The organism is Micromonospora sp. MH33 (assembly GCF_003013775.1).
Lineage (GTDB): Bacteria > Actinomycetota > Actinomycetes > Mycobacteriales > Micromonosporaceae > Micromonospora > Micromonospora fulviviridis.
The window spans coordinates 1-19,386 of the sequence record NZ_MUYZ01000108.1; the positions used below are offsets into that span (position 1 = coordinate 1).

Sequence of the window (19,386 nt, forward strand, 5' to 3'; positions counted from 1 at the left end):
CTGCCGGGCACCCCCGTCCCGACCGGCACGGCCACGCCCGGAGGCACGCCGACCGGCCCGGTCGGCGGCCCGGCGACCCCCGGTCGACCGGCCGACGCGCTGGCCGGCTGGGCGCAGCAGGTGAGCGCGGCCACCGGCATCCCGGTGGTCGCCATGCAGGCGTACGGCTACGCCGAGCTGGTGCTCGCCCAGACGCAGCGCAGCTGCCAGCTGAGCTGGACCACGCTGGCGGCGATCGGCTACGTCGAGTCCGGGCACGGATCGGCCAACGACGCCAAGCTCCGGCCCGACGGCGTCGCCGCGCCGGAGATCCTCGGCGCCCCGCTGGACGGGCAGGGCGGCCGCTCCCGGATTCTCGACACCGACCAGGGGCAGCTCGACCACGACCGGGTCTACGACAAGGCGCTCGGCCCGATGCAGTTCATCCCGAGCACCTGGCAGGAGATCGGCGCGGACGCCGACAACGACGGCGTCAAGAACCCGCACGACATCGACGACGCGGCCCTCGCCGCCGGCCGCTACCTGTGCAAGGGCGGCCGGAACATGACCATCCCGGGCGACTGGTGGGGCGCCATCCTCTCCTACAACGATGTACGCCGCTACGCCCAGGACGTCTTCGACAAGGCCGACGAATACGGACGGCTGAGCGGTACGTGACGTGACCGGTCGCGTACATTCACGGACTGGACCCTTCCCCCGGGCAGCCGTTGACGGCAAGCTAGACGGGTGATGGTGCGCGAGTGGGACCCTCGGACCGCGTCGTCCGCCGAGATCGCGTCGCTGCTGGACACGCTGAACGCGGTGCTGGCGGCCGACCTGCCGCAGGATCCGCCCTGGCGGGAGAACTCCCTGCGGGAGTACCTCTCCGAGGTGATGCCGGGTGAGCGCCGGATCTCCTGGGTCGCCGAGGCCGACCCCGCCGCCGACGGCACGCCCGGGACGATGCTCGGTCACGTCAACGTGCTGCTCCTCGGCGGCATGGGCGTGCTGGAGGTGCTGGTGCACCCCGCGCTGCGGCGCACCGGGCTCGGCCGCGAGCTGCTCCGGGTGGCCGCCCGCCGGGTCTGGGACGAGGGCTTCCAGTCGATCGGCGTGGAGGTGGTCGGCGACACCCCCGCCGTGGCGTTCTACGAGGCGCTCGGCTTCACCAGGGAGTACGTCGAGACCCGCAGCGTGCTCGACCTGGGCGCGGTGGAGTGGCCGGCGCTGGCCGAGATGGCCACCGAGGTGGGTGCCGGCTACCACGTCGAGTTCTGCCCGGGCGGGCCGCCGGACGACCTGATCGAGGCGTACGCGCGGGCCAAGGCCGAGGTGCGGGACGTGGACGACGGCGAGCTGCGGCCCAGCTCCTACGACCCGCAGCGGCTGCGGGAGAGCCTCGACACGCTGCACCGGCGGGGCATGAAGCCCTACATCGTGCTGGCCCTGCACGAGCAGACGGGCGAGGTGGCCGGGCTGACCGAGGTGGTGGTGCCGGCGCAGCACCCGACCCGGGCCGACCAGTACGACACCATCGTGGTCCGCGACCACCGGGGCTACGGCATCGACCGGGCCATCAAGGCCCGGATGCTGCTGGAGCTGCGGTCCGCCGAGCCCGAGCTGGCCGAGGTGCAGACCTGGAACGCGCAGGCCAACGAGGCGATGTTGAAGGTCAACGCGGAGCTGGGCTACCGCCCCGACCGGGACTGGTGCGAATACAGCGTGGACGTGGCCGAGCTGGTGCACCGGCTCGACAGCCCGCGCTGACGAATATTCATCAAACGGCTGCCCGGGGGATGGACGGCGGACCGGAACGGCACTTAACGTGCGTTAGTTCCTGTCCACCCATCGTGGAGGCTTCATGCGCCCGCGCCGCACCTTCGCCGCGCTCGCGACCACCGCCGCCGTCTCCGTCACGGCCATCGGGATCGCACCCCCCGCGGCCAGCGCCGCGCCCACCGACCTGTTCATCTCCGAGTACGTCGAGGGCTCGTCCAACAACAAGGCCGTCGAGCTCTACAACGGCACCGGCGCGCCGATCGACCTGGCCGCCGCCGGTTACCAGCTCCAACTCTTCTTCAACGGCGCCACCACCTCGACGAACGTGCCGCTGACCGGCACGGTCGCCCCCGGTGACGTCTTCGTCTTCGCCGCCTCGACGGCCGCGCCGGCGATCCTCGCCCAGGCCGACCAGACCTACGGCGGCTCCCTCTACAACGGCGACGACGCGATCGTGCTGCGCAAGGGCACGACCGTGGTCGACTCGATCGGCCAGGTCGGCGTCGATCCCGGCTCCGAGTGGGGCACCGGGCTCACCAGCACCGCCGACAACACCCTGCGGCGGCTCCCCTCGGTGAGCGCCGGCGACACCGACCCGACCGACCCGTTCGACCCGGCCACCCAGTGGGCGGGCTTCGCCACCGACACCTTCGACGGGCTGGGCAGCCACAGCATCGACGGCGGCGGCCCGGTCGACCAGGCGCCGACGCTGACCTGCGGCGGCACGCTGACCCTGGAGGCCGGCGCCACCGCGACCCGCCAGGTCAGCGCCACCGACGCCGACGACACCGTCACCGACCTCGCGGTCACCGCGGTCAACCCGGCGCCGGCGAGCGGCTCGATCAGCCGTACCGCGTTCACCCCGGCCACCGCGGCCGGCGGCACGGCCACCGCCACGCTGACCGCCACCGGCCTCCCGGCCGGCGCCTACTCGGTCACCGTGACCTCGACCGACGCCGAGGGCGGCACCGCGACCTGCACGCTGACCGTGCAGGCCACCGCCGTGCTGTCGGTGGGCGAGGTGCAGGGCCGCACCGGTGACAACGAGGACGGCCGCACCGACCGGTCGCCGCTCGCGCCGGCCAGCGGCAACGGCACCAGCTCCACGCTCTACGACGTGCGTGGTGTGATCACCCAGAAGTCGCTGACCCGCACCTCCGCCGGGGCCGACCAGTGGGGCTTCTACCTGCAGAGCCGCACCGGCGCGGAGGACGGCGACCCGCTCACCTCGGACGGCATCTTCGTCTTCATGGGCTCCTTCACCACGCTGATCGGCGGCTACGCCCCGACCGTCGGCGACGAGGTGGTGCTGCGCGGCCGGGTCTCCGAGTACTTCAACCAGACCCAGCTGTCCAGCGCCTCCCTGGTGCGCAAGCTCGACTCCGGGCTGGACGTGGACACCGCCGTACGGGTGGACGACGCCCGGCCGCCGGCCGACGCGGCCGCCGCCGGCCTGTTCTGGGAGCGGCACGAGGGCGAGCGGATGCGGGTCCGTTCCGGCAGCGGGGTCTCCGCCCCGCGGCACATCTTCGCGTCCACCCTGGACTCCGAGGTCTACGTGCTGGACCGCGAGGACCCGATCATGAAGCGGTCCGACCCGTACGCCCGCCGGGTGTTCCGGGACGCGCACCCGCTGGACGACATCCCGGGCACGCTCTTCGACAACGGCAACAACCAGCGGGTCCTGCTGGGCGCCGGCGGCGTGAAGGCGACCGCCGGGGACTCGACCGCGCTGCTGCCCGAGGCCCGCACCTACGACACGTTGACCGAGGACGCCTACGGCGCCATCTCGTACGCGTTCAGCAAGTACAGCGTGCAGCCCGAGCAGCTCACCCTGACGGGCGGCGCGGACCCGGCGGAGAACAACCCGCCGCGGCCGGCCGACCGGGGCAGCGAGGTCGCGGTCGCCACCTACAACGTGGAGAACCTGTACGACTACCGGGACGACCCGTTCGACGGCTGCGACTTCGCCGGCAACTCGGGTTGCGCCGGGGTCAACCCGCCGTTCGACTACGTGCCGGCCAGCGAGGCGGCGTACACCGAGAAGCTGGGTGTGCAGGCGCGTCAGATCATCGGTGCCCTGCACAGCCCGGACCTGCTGCTCGTGCAGGAGGCCGAGGACCAGGACATCTGCGCGGTGGCCGACGGCAGGCTGGTCTGCGGCGACACGAACAACGCCGACGGCGCGCCGGACACCGTCCAGGAGCTGGCGCTGGCCATCGCGGCCAACGGCGGCCCCGCCTACGCGGCGGCGTACGACCGGACCGGCGCGGACGCCCGTGGCATCGCCTCGGCGTTCCTCTACCGCACCGACCGGCTGACGCTGGCCGAGGCGAGCGCCGGCGACCCGCTGCTGGGCTCGGCGCCGACCGTGCAGTACCGCTCGGCGGCGCTGCCGTCGAACGCCGACGTGCAGAACCCGAAGGGGTTCAACGCCGTCCTGCCGGCCGACGTGGACCGCTCGACCGGGGTGGACGGCAGCAACGTCTACACCCGGGCGGTCCAGCTGGCCAAGTTCACCGTGGCGGCGGCGCCCGGCTCGGCGGAGCACTTCACGCTCTGGGCGGCCACCAACCACTTCTCGTCCGGTCCGGACAGCCGGGTCGGGCAGCGGCGGGAGCAGGCCGCGTACGGGGCGGCGCTGGTGCAGGCCGTCGAGGCGGCCGACCCGAACGCGCGGGTGATCTACGGCGGAGACCTGAACGTCTTCCCGCGTCCGGACGACCCGATCGCCACGGCGGCGAACCCGACGCCGTCGGACCAGCTCGCCCCGCTGTACCAGGCCGGCCTGCACAACCTCTGGGACAACCTGGTGGCGGACGTGCCGGCGGCGGCGTACTCGTACACCTACGACGGGCAGGCGCAGACGCTGGACAACCTCTTCGTCAACGACCCGCTGCACGAGGACCTGGTGCAGGTACGCACGGCGCACATCAACGCCGACTACCCCACCGACGCCGAGGGCCTGGGTGACCGTGGGGCCAGCGACCACGACCCGCAGGTGGCCCGGTTCCGCTCCCGCGCGTCGCTGAGCGTGTCCGACGCCGCGGTGGCCGAGGGCGACAAGGGCGGCAGCACCATGACGTTCACGGTGACCGTCTCCCGTCCGCTCTCGGAGCCGGCCCTGCTCTGCGCCACCACCTACGGCACCACGGCGCAGGCCGGGTCGGACTACGACCCGTACGTGGGTTGTCAGACCCTGGCGGCCGGCCAGACCTCGCTGGCCTTCCCGGTGACCGTCCGCGGTGACCGGAAGCGCGAGGCGGACGAGCAGCTCAAGCTGTACGTGGCGGGTGTGCCGGGCCTCCGGCTCGCCGACCCGGTCGGCGTCGGCACCATCCGCAACGACGACTGACGGTCCGGTCCGCGCAGCGGCCCGTCGCCCGGCTCACCGGCCGGGCGGCGGGCCGTTGCGGTAGCCGCACCGCTGCGGGTCGCGCGGCGGCGGTACGCCCCGGTACTTGGCCACCCGCACCTCCCACTGACTGCGCCGACGGAGGGCGTCGCGGTGTGCCCGGTCCCGGTAGAAGGTCTCCGGCGGGCGGGCCAGCCCGTAAAGGTCGGCCCACCACTCCCCCGGCTCCGGGTCGGCGATCACGTCCAGGTGGGACGGATATCGGCGGTCGGCACCGTCTCGCAGGTCGTCGCGGTCCCGCATCGGCGCAAGCACCCGGCCGAACTCGTCGACCACGGCGAGCCGGAACCCGGCGACACCGATGATCCGCCGCAGCATGGCGATGCTCGGGGTCAGCGTGCCGGCCTCGATCCGCCCGATGGTCGTCGGATGGACCCGGGCAACGCGGGCGAGTTCCCGCTGGCTGACGTCGGCCCGGCGGCGGATCGCCCGAACGATGCCCGGGACGGGCCACGGGATGTCGAAGGGGTCGGTGAGCATCGTGGGCGGCTCGACAGTCTCATTGGTCGTTACCGCCGGCTCGTCAGGGGTGGCGGGGGCGCTCATGCGGCCACACTCTCCCCTCGCCCGAAACGCGGCAACCCCGACCGGTCCGGCTGTGGACAGCCAGGGTGGCTGTGGACAGGCTGCGTCACACCGGCGGTCCGTCCACACCCTGTCCCGGTCCAGAGACCATGACTGAGCGTAAAGGAAGCAGAGCGTCACTCAACGTGAGCCACCCTCGGTCCCGGTTCGCGCAACTCGGGCTGCGGAACGGCCACAATGCGGACAAAGAAGGCACGTTCGTCGTGGCGACCCCACCCTCTCCACGCCGCTTTGCTCTGCAGCCACATACGCACCGGACACGGAGGGTTGCCGCTGCGCCGGTGGCTGCAGAGCAAAGCGGGCGGAGGGTGAGGGTCGGGGGCGCGGGTCCACGGAACGCAGAGTGACGATGCCCGGCCGCCTGTCCCGCGCCGGGCCGCACCGACGGGCTCGGATGCGAGTACCGGTCGCTCCATCCCCGCCACGATCCGGGAACGAAACCCGCCCCCGGAACGTGTACCGGACATGGGAAGCCACCTCCCGGCGCCGGCCGGTCCGCCGGACGTGTTGCCGCGCTCCCGCGACACGTCCTCGCACCTGCCGTTCGAGCAGTTCTATCGGGACCACGTGGACCGAATCCACCGCGCGCTCGCGCTGGCCGTGGGGGACGCCGCGGTGGCGCGGGAGGCGACCGACGAGGCGATGGCGCGGGCGTACGCCCGGTGGGACCGGGTGCGCCGGCTGGACAACCCGGGTGGCTGGGTCTTCCGGGTCGGGCTGAACTGGGCCACCTCCTGGTGGCGGAAGGTACGCCGGGAACGGCCGCCGGCCGAGGACCGGCATCCGGCGGCAGCCGCCCCGGATCCCGCTGGGCTGGCCGCCCGGTCGGCCCTCGAACTGCTGCCCGTGAGCCGGCGCACCGTGATCGTCTGCCGGGTGCTGCTGGATCTCTCCACCGCCGAGACCGCCGCCGTGCTGGACCTGACCGAGGGCACCGTCCGCAGCCGCCTCTCCCGTGGACTGGCGGAGCTGCGGGCCGCGCTGGCCGAGGAGGAGTGACCGTGGACGCCGTACCCGAGGACCTTGCCGAGTTGGTCCATCGCGCCGCTCGCGCCACCGGACCGCACCCGGCGGACCTGGCAACCATTCGCCGGCGAGCCCGCGCCCGGCGTCGCCGGCGGAGCGTGACCGGCGCGGCCGGACTGGTGGCGCTGATCGCCCTGACCGGGGGCGCCATGCCGCTGCTGGTCCGCGAGCACCGGCCGGCCGCACCGGTGGCCGCGCCGTCGACGTCACCGGCCGCTCCCGACTTGCCGCCGCCGACGCCGGCGCCGGCGCAGCGCCTGCTGCTGAGTGGTGAAGGCGGCACCGTGCGACCGCACCGGGCCGGCCCGGAGATCGGTCTGGTCGGCGGCGTCGCGGACGAGCTGCGCAGCGACGGCTCGGTGGTCCGGCACCGGGTCCCCGCCGGGTGGCAGGAGAGCGTCGCCCTGCCTGACGGACGGCTGGTCGGCCTCAGGCTCACCGACCTCATGCCCGGCACACGGCGGACGGACGGCCCGGACGTGGCGGGCCTCTCGATCCGGCTCATGGTGCTGGGCGCGGACGACCGGGTCGACATCAGCCGGGAGGTCCGGGTCAAGGGGCAGGGCCTGAAGCTGGCCGGGGCCGACGTGCGGTACGCCTACCTGGTCCGCGGCGGTGTGGGCCTGGTGGCTCACGAGCTGACCACGGGCCGGGAGAAGACGCTGATTCCCGTTCCGGGCAGCGCCGACGGCGAGCTGCCGTTCCGCGACGCGGAGCTGGCGGCGGGCTTGGTGGTGTCGGTGACCGGCCCGCCCGACATGACGCGCTGCCAGCTCGAGGTGCGTCGACTGGCCGGCGGAGACCGGCTGTCCCGCCTCACCGTGGACGGCGAGTGCGCGCCGTCCATCCGGCTCTCCCCGGACGGCACTCTGGTCGCGGTCCCCTACCGCCGACCGGTCGGGCGGAACCTGGAGTACCGGCTGGCGATTCTGGACACCGCCACCGGACAGCGCCGGGCCGACAGGCCGCTCGGGACGGCCGGCGCGACCTACGGCCTCACGGACGGCGGGACGTGGGGAACCGCCTGGGTCGACCACACCACCGTCCGTATGGTGTGGGCGCAGCTACCGGACCCGCCCCGGAAGGTCTACTCCGTCGCGGAGCTGGCCCGGGTGGTGACGGTCGGGGTTCAGTAGCGCTGGCGGAGCAGCTGGGCCGCCTCGACCGCCCAGTAGGTGAGGATGATCTGCGCGCCGGCCCGGCGGATCGAGGTGAGCGTCTCCATGATCACCAGCTCGCGGTCGATCCATCCGTTCGCGGCCGCCGCCTCGACCATCGCGTACTCGCCGGAGACCTGGTAGGCGGCGACCGGGACGTCGACCGCGGCCCGGACCGCCGCCACCACGTCGAGGTAGGGCAGGGCCGGCTTGACCATCACCATGTCGGCGCCCTCGGCCACGTCCAGCTCGACCTCGCGCAGCGACTCCCGCAGGTTCGCCGGGTCCTGCTGGTAGGTGCGCCGGTCGCCGTCGAGGGCCGACTCGACGGCGTCCCGGAACGGGCCGAAGAAGGCGGAGGCGTACTTCACGGCGTACGCGAGCACCGAGACGTCCTGGTGCCCGGCGGCGTCCAGGGCCCGGCGGACCGCGCCGACCTGGCCGTCCATCATCCCGGACGGCCCGACCACGTGGACCCCGGCGTCGGCCTGGGCGACCGCCATCCGGGCGTACGCCGACAGGGTGGCGTCGTTGTCCACGGCGCCGTCGGGGGTGAGCAGGCCGCAGTGCCCGTGCGAGGTGAACTCGTCCAGGCAGAGGTCGCTCATCACCACCGTGGCGTCGCCGATCTCGGCGATCACGTCCCGGATGGCCACGTTGAGGATGCCCTCCGGGTCGATGCCGCCCGACCCGGTCTCGTCCCGCGACGCCGGCACCCCGAAGAGCATGATCCCGCCGACACCGGCCTGGACCGCCTCGACGGCGGCCTTGCGCAGCGAGTCCCGGGAGTGCTGGAGCACCCCCGGGAGCGACGCCACGGCCCGCGGCTCGGTCAGCCCCTCCTTGACGAACATCGGCACGACCAGCTCGGCCGGGTCGACGCGGGTCTCGGAGACCAGCCGCCGCATGGCCGCGGTGCGCCGCAGCCGGCGGGGCCGGATCTCGGGGTACGACATGAGTGGCCTCCTGTCAGCGGAACCTCAGGGCGGTCGGGCCCTGCACCTTCGAGCCCCGGCGCTGCTTGGCCGGCATGGCGGCGAGCTTCTCGCGCAGCTCGACGGCGTAGGCGGCGAGCGCCTCCACCAGGTCGGGCACCGAGGCGTGCGGCGGCTGCACGTCGACGCGCAGGCCGAACTCGGTGGCGGTCTCCGCCGTCTTGGGCCCGATGACGGCAACAACGGTACGCGCGTGCGGCTTCCCGGCGATGCCGACCAGGTTCCGGACGGTGGAGGACGAGGTGAAGAGCACCGCGTCGAACCCGCCCGACTTGATCGCGTCGCGGATCTCGGCCGGCGGCGGCGCGGCCCGGACGGTCCGGTACGCGGTCACGTCGTCGACCTCCCAGCCCCGCTCGGTGAGCCCGGCGGCCAGGGTCTCGGTGGCGATGTCGGCGCGCGGCAGCAGCACCCGGCCGACCGGGTCGAGGATCTCGTCGTGCGGCGAGAACTCGGCCAGCAGGCCCTCGGAGGACTGCTCCCCGGAGGGGATCAGCTCCGGCTGGATGCCGAAGGCGCGGACCGCCTCGGCGGTGGCCTCGCCGATGCAGGCGATCTTGACGCCGCCGAAGTGGCGGGCGTCCAGGCCGTGCTCGGCGAACTTCTCCCAGACCGCCCGGACCGCGTTCACCGAGGTGAAGATCACCCAGGCGTACCGGCCGTCGACCAGGCCCTTGACCGCCCGCTCCATCTGGGCCGGGGTACGCGGCGGCTCGACCGCGATGGTCGGCACCTCGCAGGGGATCGCCCCGTACGCGCGCAGCCGCGCGCTCATCGCGCCGGCCTGCTCCTTGGTCCGGGGGACGAGCACCTTCCAGCCGTACAGCGGCCGGTTCTCCCACCAGCTCAGCTTGTCGCGGTCGGAGACGCCCGCCCCGACGGTGAGCACGACCCGGCCGGTGAAGCCGAGCGCCGCGGCGACGAAGGAGTCCACGGTCGACGTGGTGGTGTACTGCGTCTCGCCGGTGCCGTCGCCGGTCACCCCGACGGCGGTGGTGCCGTCCACGCCGGCGGCCAGCAGGCCGTCCCGGATGGCGGCCAGGTCACCGGCGTCCACCGCGATGGCCAGCGAGCCCCGGGCCACGGCGGCGGCCAGCGCGTCGAAGTCCAGCGTGGTGACGTCCTCGACGTCGGCGGCGGTGCGCACCCCCGGCAGCGGCACGCCGGCGTAGGTGGCCACGCCCTCGGCCTGGCCGACGCCCGGCACCACCTCGAAGTGCGCGGCGGTACGCGCCACCGCCTGCACCTCCTTGACCACCGAGTCGTGGCCGAACGGGTCACCGGCGACCAGGTGCACGGCGTTCTGGCCGGACCGGGCCGCGGAGATCAGCACCTTCGCCACGTCCCCCGGCACACCCTCGGCGGGGCTGAACTCGGCGTCGGACCTGGCCTGGGCGCGGACGTGTTCGAGCAGCGACTCGGGGACTCCCCGGTCGTACACCACCTGGTCGGCGTCGACCAGGGCGTCCAGCGCCCGGCGGGTCAGCAGGCCCGGGTCGCCGGGACCGGCCCCGACGAACGCGATCCGGCCTACGGGCTTACGGGTGCGGGTCATTCTGTGCTCCCAAATTGCTGGGTCCCCGGGCCGGCGTGTCCTTCTTGGCCGAGGATCGAGTCGGCGCCGAGTTCGAGGAGTTCGGCGGCGAGTGCCTTGCCGATCTCCGCCGCGTCGGCGGGCGTTCCGGTGCGGGACAGCCGGAGGTCACGGGTACCGTCCGGGCTGATCACCGCCCCGCGCAGGTAGATCTCATCGCCACCCTCGCCACCGGCGAGCGAGCTGGTCGGCTCACCCTCGGCGATAACGGCATAGGCGGCGACGGGTGCGCTGCACCCGGCCTCCAGGGTGGCCAGCAGTGCCCGCTCCGCGACGACCGCGGCGCGGGACGGTGCGTGGTCGAGCACGCCGAGCAGCTCGACCAGGTCCTGGTCGTCGATCCGGCACTCCACGGCCAGCGCGCCCTGGGCGGGTGCCGGCAGCATCAGCATCGGATCGAGCGTCTCGGTGATGACGTCGGTCCGGCCGAGGCGGGCGAGCCCCGCCCGGGCCAGCACGACGGCGTCGAGGTCGGCGTCGGGGCCGAGCACCCGGCCGAGGCGGGTGTCGACGTTGCCCCGGATCGGGGTGACCTCCAGCTGCATGCCGAGCGCGTGCAGCTGGGCGATGCGGCGCAGCGCGCCGGTGCCCACCCGCGCGCCGGGCGGCAGCTCGGCGAGGGTACGGCCGTTCCTGGCGACCAGCGCGTCCCGCGGGTCCTGGCGGAGCGGCACGGCGGCGATGTGCAGGCCGGGCGCCCCCGCGGTGGGCAGGTCCTTGTACGAGTGGACGGCGAAGTCGATCTCCCGGGCGGTCAGCGCGTCCCGCAGCGCGGAGACGAAGACGCCGACGCCGAGCCGGTGCACCGGGGCCGTGGAGCGGTCGCCGGCGGTCACCACCTCGACCAGCTCGACCGGGCGGCCGGTGGCCGCGGTGAGGGCCTCGGCGACGTGGCCGGACTGGGCCATCGCCAGGGCGCTGCCCCGGGTGCCGAGGCGCAGGGGGGCGGTCATCGCGCACCTCCGGTGGGCGGGGTGGTGTCGGCCGGCAGGGCGATCTCCGCCTCCACCACGTCGGGGACGGTGTCGACCGGGGAGGTCTGCGGCACCTCGAGGTCGAACAGCTCGCGCAGCAGGGCGGCGTACTGGTCGCCGCCGGGCTCGGCGGCGAGCTGGCGGACCCGGACGGTCGGCTGGTGCAGCAGCCGCTGCACCACCCGGTGGACCGTGCGGGCGACCTCGGCGCGCTGGTCGTCGGTGAACTCGGGGCGGCGCTGGGCGAGCCGGCGCAGCTCGGCGGTGACCACGTCGTCGGCGCGCCCGCGCAGGGCCGCCACGGTGGGGGCCACGTCGGCGCCGCGCAGCCAGCTCAGGAACGCCTCGACCTCGCCGGCCACGATCCGGGCCACCTCGGCGGCGTCGGCGGCGGCCGGGCCGTCGGCGAGGATCCCCGCCATCCGGTCGATGTCGATCACCTCGACGCCGGGCAGCGCGGCGACGCCCTCCTCGACGTCGCGCGGGACGGCCAGGTCGAGCAGGACCAGCGGGCCCCGGGCGGGGTCCCGGCGGGCCAGCGCCCGGGTCACCACGTCGCGGGTCAGCACCGGTTCGGTCGCCGCGGTGGCGGCCACCACGATGTCCACCGTGGTGAGCGCGTCGACCAGCTCGGCCATCGGCACGGCGGCCGCGCCGTACGACTCGGCCAGCCGGACGGCCCGCGCGGCGCCCCGGTTGGTGACGGTGAGCGGGCCGGCGCCCAGCCGGGAGAGGGTGGCCACGCTCAGCGAGCCCATCGCCCCGGCGCCGACCACCATGGCGGGCCGGCCGGTCAGGTCGCCGTCGAGCACGCCGGCGGCCAGGTCGAGGGCGGCGGTGACGACGCTCTGGCCGGCCCGGTCGATGTTGGTCTCGGCGTGCGCGCGCTTGCCCACCCGCAGCGCCTGCTGCATGAGCTCGTGCAGCAGGCGCCCGGCGGAGTCGGCGCCGCTGGCCGAGTGGTACGCGTCGCGGAGCTGGCCGAGGATCTGCGCCTCGCCGACCACCATCGAGTCGAGCCCGGTGGCCACCCGGAAGACGTGGTCCACGGCGGCGGCGTCGTAGTGCACGTAGAGGTGGGTGGCGAGCGCCGCCGGCGGGGCGCCGGCCTGCTCGGCCAGGACCGCGCAGATGTCCCCGAGGCCGCCGTGGAAGCCGGAGACGGCCGCGTACACCTCGACCCGGTTGCAGGTGGAGACGAGCACGGCCTCGGCGACATACGGCTGGGCGAGCAGGCGGTCCAGAGTGCGGGTGAGGTCCGCGGGCGGGACCGCCAGCTGCTCCAGCGTGGCGACCGGGGCGGTGCGGTAGGACGCGCCGACGACGAGCAGTTTCACGTGCCGATCGCCTCCTGGGTGTCGGTGGCCGCGAGCCCGCCGGGAAGCGCGGTCAGCGACGCCTTGCGGTGCTCGTGGAAGGACAGGATCTGCAGCTCGATCGCGAGGTCGACCTTGCGCACGTCGACCCCCTCCGGAACCGAGAGTACGCAGGGCGCGAAGTTGAGGATGCTCGTCACGCCGACCGCCACGAGCTGATCGGCGACCGCCTGGGCGGCCGGCGCGGGAGTGGCGATCACGCCGATCGAGATCGACTCCTCGACGGCGACCCGGGCCAGGTCGTCGACGTGCCGGACGACCAGCCCGTTGATCTCCTCGCCGACGCGGGCGCGATCGGCATCAAAGAGGGCGGCGATCCGGAAGCCGCGGCTGGCGAAGCCGTCGTAGCCGGCCAGGGCGTGACCGAGATTACCCACGCCGACCAGCGCGACCGAGCGGCACTGGGTGAGCCCGAGCACCGACTCGATCTGCTCGATCAGCAGCGCGACGTCGTAGCCGACGCCCCGGGTGCCGTACGAGCCGAGGTGGGAGAGGTCCTTGCGGAGCTTCGCCGAGTTGACCCCGGCGGCGTTGGCCAGCCCCTCGCTGGAGACCGTCTCGTGGCCGGTCTCGGCGATCGCGTGCAGGGCACGGAGGTATTCCGGGAGCCGCGCGACGGTCGCCTCGGGCAGTTCCGGGAGCGCCGGTACGGCACCGGCTCGGCCGGGCGCGCCAGGGTGACGGTGCTGACTCATGAGACTCCGTGCGGTGCGATCCTCGACCAGCGACGGTGACCGGTCGTTCCGGGACTCCCGCTGGCGACCGATATTGCCGGCTGTGCTAGCAGGGCGCGTCGGAACTACAGAGTAGGCGCTTGTGAAGAGGTGCACAAATCGCGATCTTGATAGCTCGCGACGCGCCTCCACCTGCCCCTCCATTCCCACAAGATCGATAGACGGAGCTCCCTCGGCGCCGCGTGGCGATTATTGCTCAATCCCGACTTCTCTGACCAATCGCGCGCGCCCGGTAGCGCTGTGTCACCGTCGGGGAGAGGCGCGTCTCACGTCCGGCAGGGCACGCCATGGCCGGCAGAGGTAGGGAGAACCCCACCCCGGAGACGCCCGCGCACGGGATGGGTCGGGCGGTCCGCGGCCCATAGCCTCGGAGCATGACCGCCGTACCGCTGGGCGCCGCGCCCACCCCCACCACACCCGTCCGGGGCCTCGTCCGCCAGCTCCTGCGCGACTCCGGCTACGTGCTCTTCGGCCTCCCGCTGGCGCTGGTCGGCTTCGTGCTGGCCGTGGCCGGGATCTCACTCACCGCCGGGCTGCTGGTCACCACACTCGGCCTGCCGGTCCTCGCCGGCACCCTGTACGCGGCCCGGGGGCTCGCCGACCTGGAACGGCTGCGGCTGCCCGCCGTGCTGCGCCAGCCCCGGGTCCGCCCGGTCTACCTGGCACCCGAGCGGGGCGCGGGCTTCTGGCGGCGGGTCCTGACCCCGATGCGCGACCCGCAGTCCTGGCTCGACCTGCTGCACGCCTTCGTCCGGCTGCTGGTGACCCTGCCCACCTTCGTGGTGGTGCTGGTCTGGTGGGCGCTGGCCGCCGCCGGCACGCTCTACGGCGCGTACGACTGGGCCATCCCGCGCGGCCCGGACGACCAGGACCTGAGCCAGCTGCTCGGGATGGGCGACGGGACCGGCGCGCGGGTCGCCCTGAACACCGCGATCGGGCTGTTCGCCCTGTTCACGCTGCCCCTGGTAGCCCGGGCCTGCGCCCGGATCCAGGCCGCCCTGGCGTACTCGCTGCTCACCGGGGTGGCCGAGATGCGGCAGCGGATCACCACGCTGGAGGAGCAGAAGCGGGCCGCCGCATCCGCCGAAGCCTCCGCCCTGCGCCGGCTGGAGCGGGACATCCACGACGGCCCGCAGCAGCGCCTGGTCCGCCTCGCCATGGACCTCAGCCGGGCCCGCCAGCAGCTCGCCGCCGACCCGGAGGCGGCCCGCCGGACCCTGGACGAGGCGGTCAGCCAGACCCGGGACACCCTCGACGAGCTGCGCGCCCTCTCCCGGGGCATCGCCCCGCCGATCCTGGTCGACCGGGGCCTGCCCAGCGCGCTGGCCGCCCTCGCCGCCCGCGCCCTGGTCCCCACCGAACTGGTGATCGACGACGAGCTGGGCACCGCCGACGGACGGCTCGACCCGGCGCTGGAGAGCACCGCGTACTTCGTGGTCGCCGAGGCGCTGACCAACGTCGCCAAGCACAGCCGGGCCGCCGCCTGCCGCGTCGAGGTGACCCGGAAGGTCGGCCGGCTGGAGATCACCGTGGCCGACGACGGGATCGGCGGCGCCCACCTGGCCAAGGGCCACGGGCTGAGCGGCATCGCCGACCGGGTCCGGGCCGCCGGCGGGACCCTGGAGGTGGCCAGCCCGACCGGCGGGCCGACCCGGATCCACGCGGAACTCCCCCGGTGACGGACGCGCTGTGGGTCCAGGACGTGGTAGACACCGGACCCATGCGGATAGTGATCGCGGACGACGCCGTGCTGCTCCGGGAGGGGCTGGTCCGGCTGCTGACCGAGTCGGGGCACGAGGTGGTGGCCGCCGTCGGTGACGGGGACGCCCTGGTCGAGGCCGTGGTGGCGCACCGACCGGACGTCGCGGTGGTGGACGTGCGGATGCCGCCGTCGCACACCGACGAGGGGCTGCGGGCGGCCGTCGAGGCGCGCCGGCGGGTGCCGCGTACGCCGGTCCTTGTGCTCTCCCAGTACGTCGAGGTGTCGTACGCCGACGACCTGCTCGCCACCACCGGCGGCGGGGCCGGCGGGGGCGGGATCGGCTACCTGCTCAAGGACCGGGTGGCCGCGATCGACGAGTTCCTGGACGCGCTTGCCCGGGTCGCCGCCGGCGGCACCGTGCTGGACCCGGAGGTGATCAGCCAGCTGCTGGTCCGGCGCCGCCGGAACGACCCGCTGGCCGAGCTGACCCCCCGCGAACGCGAGGTGCTCGCCCTGATGGCCGAGGGCCGTTCCAACACCGCCATCGCCCGTGCCCTGGTGGTCAGCGACGGCGCCGTCGAGAAGCACGTCCGCAACATCTTCACCAAGCTCGACCTGCCCCCCGACGCCACCAACCACCACCGCCGGGTCCTGGCCGTCCTCACCCACCTCCGCGCCTGAGGCGCCCGGCGTCGATCAGCACGCCTGGGCGAGGGTGACCGCCTGGGTGAGGGTGTCGGCCACCGGCTGGGCGGAGGTGCGGAGGCGGGCGGGGTCGGAGAGACCACCGGTGTAGAGGACGCAGGCGGCACCCACCGAGGCGGCGGCGTCGGCGTCGTCCAGGGAGTCGCCGATCAGCACCACCTCGCGGCCGTCGAGGCCCAGCTCGGCGAGGTGCTTCTCCAGCCACTCCGCCTTCGGGCCGCCGCCGACCGCGGCGCGCAGCCCGTCCACCCGGGTGAAGTGCGGGGTCAGCCCGTACGTGTGCACCGTGGGCACCAGCTCGTCGTGGAACCACATGGACAGCAGCGACTGGCTGCCCGGCCAGGCAGCGATCGCGGCGGTGGCGTCGGCGGCCAGCGCGCAGCTGGTCAACCCGGCCCGGTACGCCTCGTGGAAGATCCGGTCGAGCCGGCCGAACGCCTCGTCGTCGATCGCCTGGCCGAGCATCTCGGCGTAGTAGTCGGCGATCGGGCGGCGGAACCGGACCCGGTGCTCGTCGGCGGTGACCACCGGACCGCCGGCGCTGGCGAAGGCGACGTTGGTGGCCCGCACCACCAGGTCGAGGTCGTCGAGGAGGGTTCCGTTCCAGTCCCACACCAGGTGGCGGCGCGCAGCGGTCATCGCTGCACTGTAAGGGGCGGCTCAGAGCTGGGGGGTGGTGAGGTCCCGCAGCAGCCGCTCCTCCTCGACCCGCCAGTAGCCGTGCTCCTTGCCGTCGAGCAGCACCACCGGCAGCCGGTCGCCGTACTCCCGTTCCAGCTCCAGGTCGCCCGTCACGTCCTTCTCGATCCAGCGGTCGCCGGTCACCGCCACCACCCGGTCGAGCGCCTCCTTCGCGTCCTCGCAGAGGTGGCAGCCGGGCCGGGTGATCAGGGTGAGCCGGGCGTCACTGGACATCGGATACCTCCGTGCGGATCTCGGTCGGCGGCGCGGGCGCGGGCACCGGGGGCGCCGCCGGGCGGAGCTCGGTCTTGCGTACCTTGCCGATCGCCGAGTGGGGCAGGCGGTCGACGAACTCGACGGCGGTCGGGCACTTGAACCGGGCCAGGTTACGCGCGCAGTGGCCGAGCAGCTCCTCCGTCGTCACCGTCGAGCCGGCCGACCGCACCACGTACGCCCGGACAGTCTCGCCGGTCCGCGGGTGCGGCATACCCAGGACGGCCGACTCGGCCACCCCGGGGTGCCCCTGGAGCACCAGCTCCACCTCGTGCGGGTAGACGTTGAAGCCGTTGACCAGGATCAGCTCGCCGAGCCGGTCGACCAGGAAGAGGTCGCCGTCCTCGTCGGCGTACGCCACGTCGCCGGTGGGCCACCAGCCGTCCGGGTCGGGGCCGCCGCGCCCGTCCGGCCAGTAGCCGTCGAAGAGGTTGTCGCCGCGCACCACGATCTGCCCCGGGTCGGTGCCCGCCGGGTCGTCGGAGAGGTGCAGCTCGTCGGCGTCCTCCTCGGCCGTGGGCACCCCGTCGCGCCACAGCTCCGCGCCGTCCGACCCGACCAGGCGCAGCTCGACGCCGGGCAGCGGACGGCCGATGGAGCCCGGCTTGGGCTCGCCGCCGACCAGGGTGGAGGTGAGCACCGGGGCGGTCTCGGTGAGCCCGTACCCGACGTGCACCGGATGCCCGGTGACCCCGGTGAAGCGCGCCCCGGCGGCCGGCGGCAGCGGTGCCGCGCCGCACACCGCGACCCGCACCGAGTCCAGCGCCCCGGGGTGGTCGCCCGCCGCGTCGGCCCAGGCCAGGAACATCGACGGTACGCCCACCAGCACGCTGACCCGGTGCCGGGCGATCTCGTCGAGCGCCCCGGTCGGGCCCGGCTCGTCGACCAGCACCCCGGTCGCGCCGTGGTGCACCACGGCCCCCAGCCCGGAGTTCAACCCGTACGCGTGGAAGAGCGGCAGGGCGAGCAGCACGGTGTCGTCGGGGCCGACCACGGGCGGGTCGATCCGGTCGACCTGGGCGTGGTTGGCGGCCAGGGCCCGGTGCGACAGCATGGCCCCCTTGGGCCGGCCCTCGGTGCCGGAGGTGTAGAGCAGGACGGCGAGGTCGTCCCCGCCCCGGGCCGGGAAGCCGGCCGCCCCGTCACCGTCGGTGGCCGGCGGGGCGGTGTGCACCGCGGTGAGCGCGGCCAGTTCGCCGGTGGGCACCCGGTCGACCACCTGGGCCGCGCCGACCAGCACGGCGGCCCCGGAGTCGGCGAGCACGTGCCGCAGCTCCCGGGCGGTGAAGCCCGGGTTGACCGGCACCGCCACCAGGCCGGCCCGGAGCACGGCCAGGTAGGTGACCACGAAGTCCGGGGTGTTGCCGAAGGCGATCGCCACCCGGGGCGGAGGGCCGTCCGGAGCGGACGGTGGCACCGCCGTGGCCAGCGCGCGGGCGGTCGCGGTCACCGAGGCGTCCAGAGCCGACCAGGTCAGCGTCCGGTCGCGCCAGTGCAGCGCGGGACGGTCACCGTCGACGGCGGCCGCCCGGTGGAGCCGGTCGGCGAGGTTCGGCGCGGAGCTGTGGGCTGCGTCCTGCACGGTGGCTGAGTCTGGCACAGCCGCGTCCGCCCGGCCACGTCCGAACGCCGGGGTTGCCGCGTGGCGGGCAACCGGCCGGCCCGACCGGACACGCCGGGCCACGGTCCCCTCGACGGGACTGTCCACCCCGCCAGGAGGGATGTCCCGAAGGCGGGAAGGGGTCCTCCACCGGCTGGCCGACGGGGTCGTCCGGACAGCCGGAACCGCCCGGCCGGGTCACCGCCGCGACACGCCGAGGGCGCAACAAAATTGGCTCTGACCAGGACTTTCCACTCCGGATCAGGTAGCGACGCGAAAGTCAACTCCACGCGACGGACAAGGGGTCCGCCATTTGTGCGACGGGACCGGAAATACTTCCGCCCTGTGTAACGGACTTGCCACGCGCGGGTGACGTTGGCCCTATCATCACTCGGGTCGGCTCACCCCATTTGCCGTGAGTCGACACCCCTCAGCCCGAGGAGGCCCCCGTGCCTGTGAGCGCATTGGACCAGCACCTCAAGGGAGCCTGCCGCCCGTCGGCAGGTCCCGGAACCGCCGCGCCCGGCCGGGGCGTACCCGGTCCGGCCGCGACGCCGCGGCGGCCGGTGCGGCCGTGCCCCGCCTGGATCGGGGAGGCGCGGTGACCACCTTCGGTTACGCGGAGCGGCCGGCCGGGGTGACCGGCCCGACCCAGCGAACACCCGTCAACGAGCGCCTGGAGCCCGCTCCACGGGCCGCCGCCGACGGGACGCGCGGTCTCGCGGTGCGCGGCGAGGGGCGGCGGATCCGCAACCGCACCCACCACAACGAGGCGCCGCCCCGCCCGGCGACGCCCGGCGGCAACGCGAAG

Annotated in this window: 16 protein-coding genes and 1 pseudogene; 8 read left to right on the forward strand and 9 right to left on the reverse strand. The window is 74.2% G+C overall.

Annotated features, from left to right (window positions below; all coding sequences use genetic code 11):
* The 3 genes from B0E53_RS17830 to B0E53_RS17840 all read left to right on the forward strand — a co-directional run.
* A partial coding sequence (locus tag B0E53_RS17830; protein WP_146167694.1) for a lytic murein transglycosylase occupies positions 1-657 on the forward strand: 657 nt, incomplete at its 5' end.
* A gap of 72 nt (positions 658-729) precedes the next feature.
* Positions 730-1,746: a GNAT family N-acetyltransferase gene (locus tag B0E53_RS17835; RefSeq protein ID WP_107077102.1), complete on the forward strand. Its 1,017-nt coding sequence runs from the start codon at positions 730-732 to the stop codon at positions 1,744-1,746.
* A 94-nt stretch (positions 1,747-1,840) separates the two neighbouring features.
* Positions 1,841-5,113: a lamin tail domain-containing protein gene (locus B0E53_RS17840; protein ID WP_107077103.1), complete on the forward strand. Its 3,273-nt coding sequence runs from the start codon at positions 1,841-1,843 to the stop codon at positions 5,111-5,113.
* A 33-nt stretch (positions 5,114-5,146) separates the two neighbouring features.
* On the opposite strand, the gene B0E53_RS17845 is transcribed toward B0E53_RS17840, so the two are convergent.
* Positions 5,147-5,719: a helix-turn-helix domain-containing protein gene (locus tag B0E53_RS17845; protein WP_107077104.1), complete on the reverse strand. Its 573-nt coding sequence runs from the start codon at positions 5,717-5,719 to the stop codon at positions 5,147-5,149.
* Positions 5,720-6,223: 504 nt separating this feature from the next.
* On the opposite strand from B0E53_RS17845, the gene B0E53_RS17850 reads away from it, so the two are divergent.
* Together B0E53_RS17850 and B0E53_RS17855 are read left to right on the forward strand one after the other, a co-directional pair.
* Positions 6,224-6,757 (forward strand): sigma-70 family RNA polymerase sigma factor, encoded by a 534-nt coding sequence (locus tag B0E53_RS17850; RefSeq protein WP_107077105.1) that lies wholly within the window; start codon positions 6,224-6,226, stop codon positions 6,755-6,757.
* Between the two features lie 2 nt (positions 6,758-6,759).
* Complete coding sequence (locus B0E53_RS17855) at positions 6,760-7,920, forward strand: hypothetical protein (RefSeq protein WP_146167695.1); 1,161 nt, start codon at positions 6,760-6,762, stop codon at positions 7,918-7,920.
* Here the strand turns inward: B0E53_RS17855 and hemB are convergent.
* Genes hemB through B0E53_RS17880 form a run of 5 tightly spaced genes read right to left on the reverse strand, consistent with a single transcriptional unit; the run spans position 7,914 to position 13,575 of the window.
* Complete coding sequence (hemB, locus tag B0E53_RS17860; RefSeq protein ID WP_107077107.1) at positions 7,914-8,897, reverse strand: porphobilinogen synthase; 984 nt, start codon at positions 8,895-8,897, stop codon at positions 7,914-7,916. The genes B0E53_RS17855 and hemB overlap by 7 nt on opposite strands.
* A gap of 13 nt (positions 8,898-8,910) precedes the next feature.
* Positions 8,911-10,491, reverse strand: a complete 1,581-nt coding sequence (locus B0E53_RS17865) for a uroporphyrinogen-III synthase (protein ID WP_107077108.1) — start codon at positions 10,489-10,491, stop codon at positions 8,911-8,913.
* Complete coding sequence (hemC, locus tag B0E53_RS17870; RefSeq protein WP_107077109.1) at positions 10,488-11,483, reverse strand: hydroxymethylbilane synthase; 996 nt, start codon at positions 11,481-11,483, stop codon at positions 10,488-10,490. Before hemC ends, B0E53_RS17865 begins: the two co-directional genes overlap by 4 nt.
* Positions 11,480-12,841 carry a glutamyl-tRNA reductase gene (locus B0E53_RS17875; protein WP_107077110.1) on the reverse strand — a complete coding sequence of 454 codons (1,362 nt, stop codon included), beginning with the start codon at positions 12,839-12,841 and terminating at the stop codon, positions 11,480-11,482. Before B0E53_RS17875 ends, hemC begins: the two co-directional genes overlap by 4 nt.
* Positions 12,838-13,575: a redox-sensing transcriptional repressor Rex gene (locus tag B0E53_RS17880; RefSeq protein ID WP_107077111.1), complete on the reverse strand. Its 738-nt coding sequence runs from the start codon at positions 13,573-13,575 to the stop codon at positions 12,838-12,840. The genes B0E53_RS17875 and B0E53_RS17880 overlap by 4 nt, the downstream gene beginning before the upstream one ends.
* Positions 13,576-13,988: 413 nt before the next feature.
* Here B0E53_RS17880 and B0E53_RS17885 point away from each other — a divergent pair, with 413 nt between their 5' ends.
* Both B0E53_RS17885 and B0E53_RS17890 read left to right on the forward strand, forming a co-directional pair.
* A complete protein-coding gene (locus B0E53_RS17885; RefSeq protein ID WP_107077112.1) occupies positions 13,989-15,293 on the forward strand; it encodes a sensor domain-containing protein in 1,305 nt (434 codons plus the stop codon).
* A 41-nt stretch (positions 15,294-15,334) separates the two neighbouring features.
* The gene (locus B0E53_RS17890) at positions 15,335-15,997 is read left to right on the forward strand and encodes a response regulator transcription factor (protein WP_107077115.1); all 663 of its coding nucleotides are present in this window, start codon (positions 15,335-15,337) and stop codon (positions 15,995-15,997) included.
* Positions 15,998-16,012: 15 nt separating this feature from the next.
* Here the strand turns inward: B0E53_RS17890 and B0E53_RS17895 are convergent, their stop codons facing one another.
* From B0E53_RS17895 to B0E53_RS17905, 3 genes are read right to left on the reverse strand one after another with little or no spacing between them, the layout of a single operon-like run.
* Entirely contained in the window at positions 16,013-16,660 is a 648-nt protein-coding gene (locus tag B0E53_RS17895; RefSeq protein WP_107077113.1) for an HAD hydrolase-like protein, read from the reverse strand.
* Positions 16,661-16,681: 21 nt separating this feature from the next.
* Entirely contained in the window at positions 16,682-16,936 is a 255-nt protein-coding gene (locus B0E53_RS17900) for a glutaredoxin family protein (protein WP_107077114.1), read from the reverse strand.
* On the reverse strand, positions 16,926-18,557 hold the full coding sequence (locus B0E53_RS17905; protein WP_210406119.1) for an AMP-binding protein: 1,632 nt from the start codon (positions 18,555-18,557) through the stop codon (positions 16,926-16,928). The genes B0E53_RS17900 and B0E53_RS17905 overlap by 11 nt, the downstream gene beginning before the upstream one ends.
* Positions 18,558-19,176: 619 nt before the next feature.
* On the opposite strand from B0E53_RS17905, the pseudogene B0E53_RS17910 reads away from it, so the two are divergent.
* Positions 19,177-19,386 (forward strand): annotated as a pseudogene (locus tag B0E53_RS17910) (RNA polymerase subunit sigma-24); the annotation flags it as partial.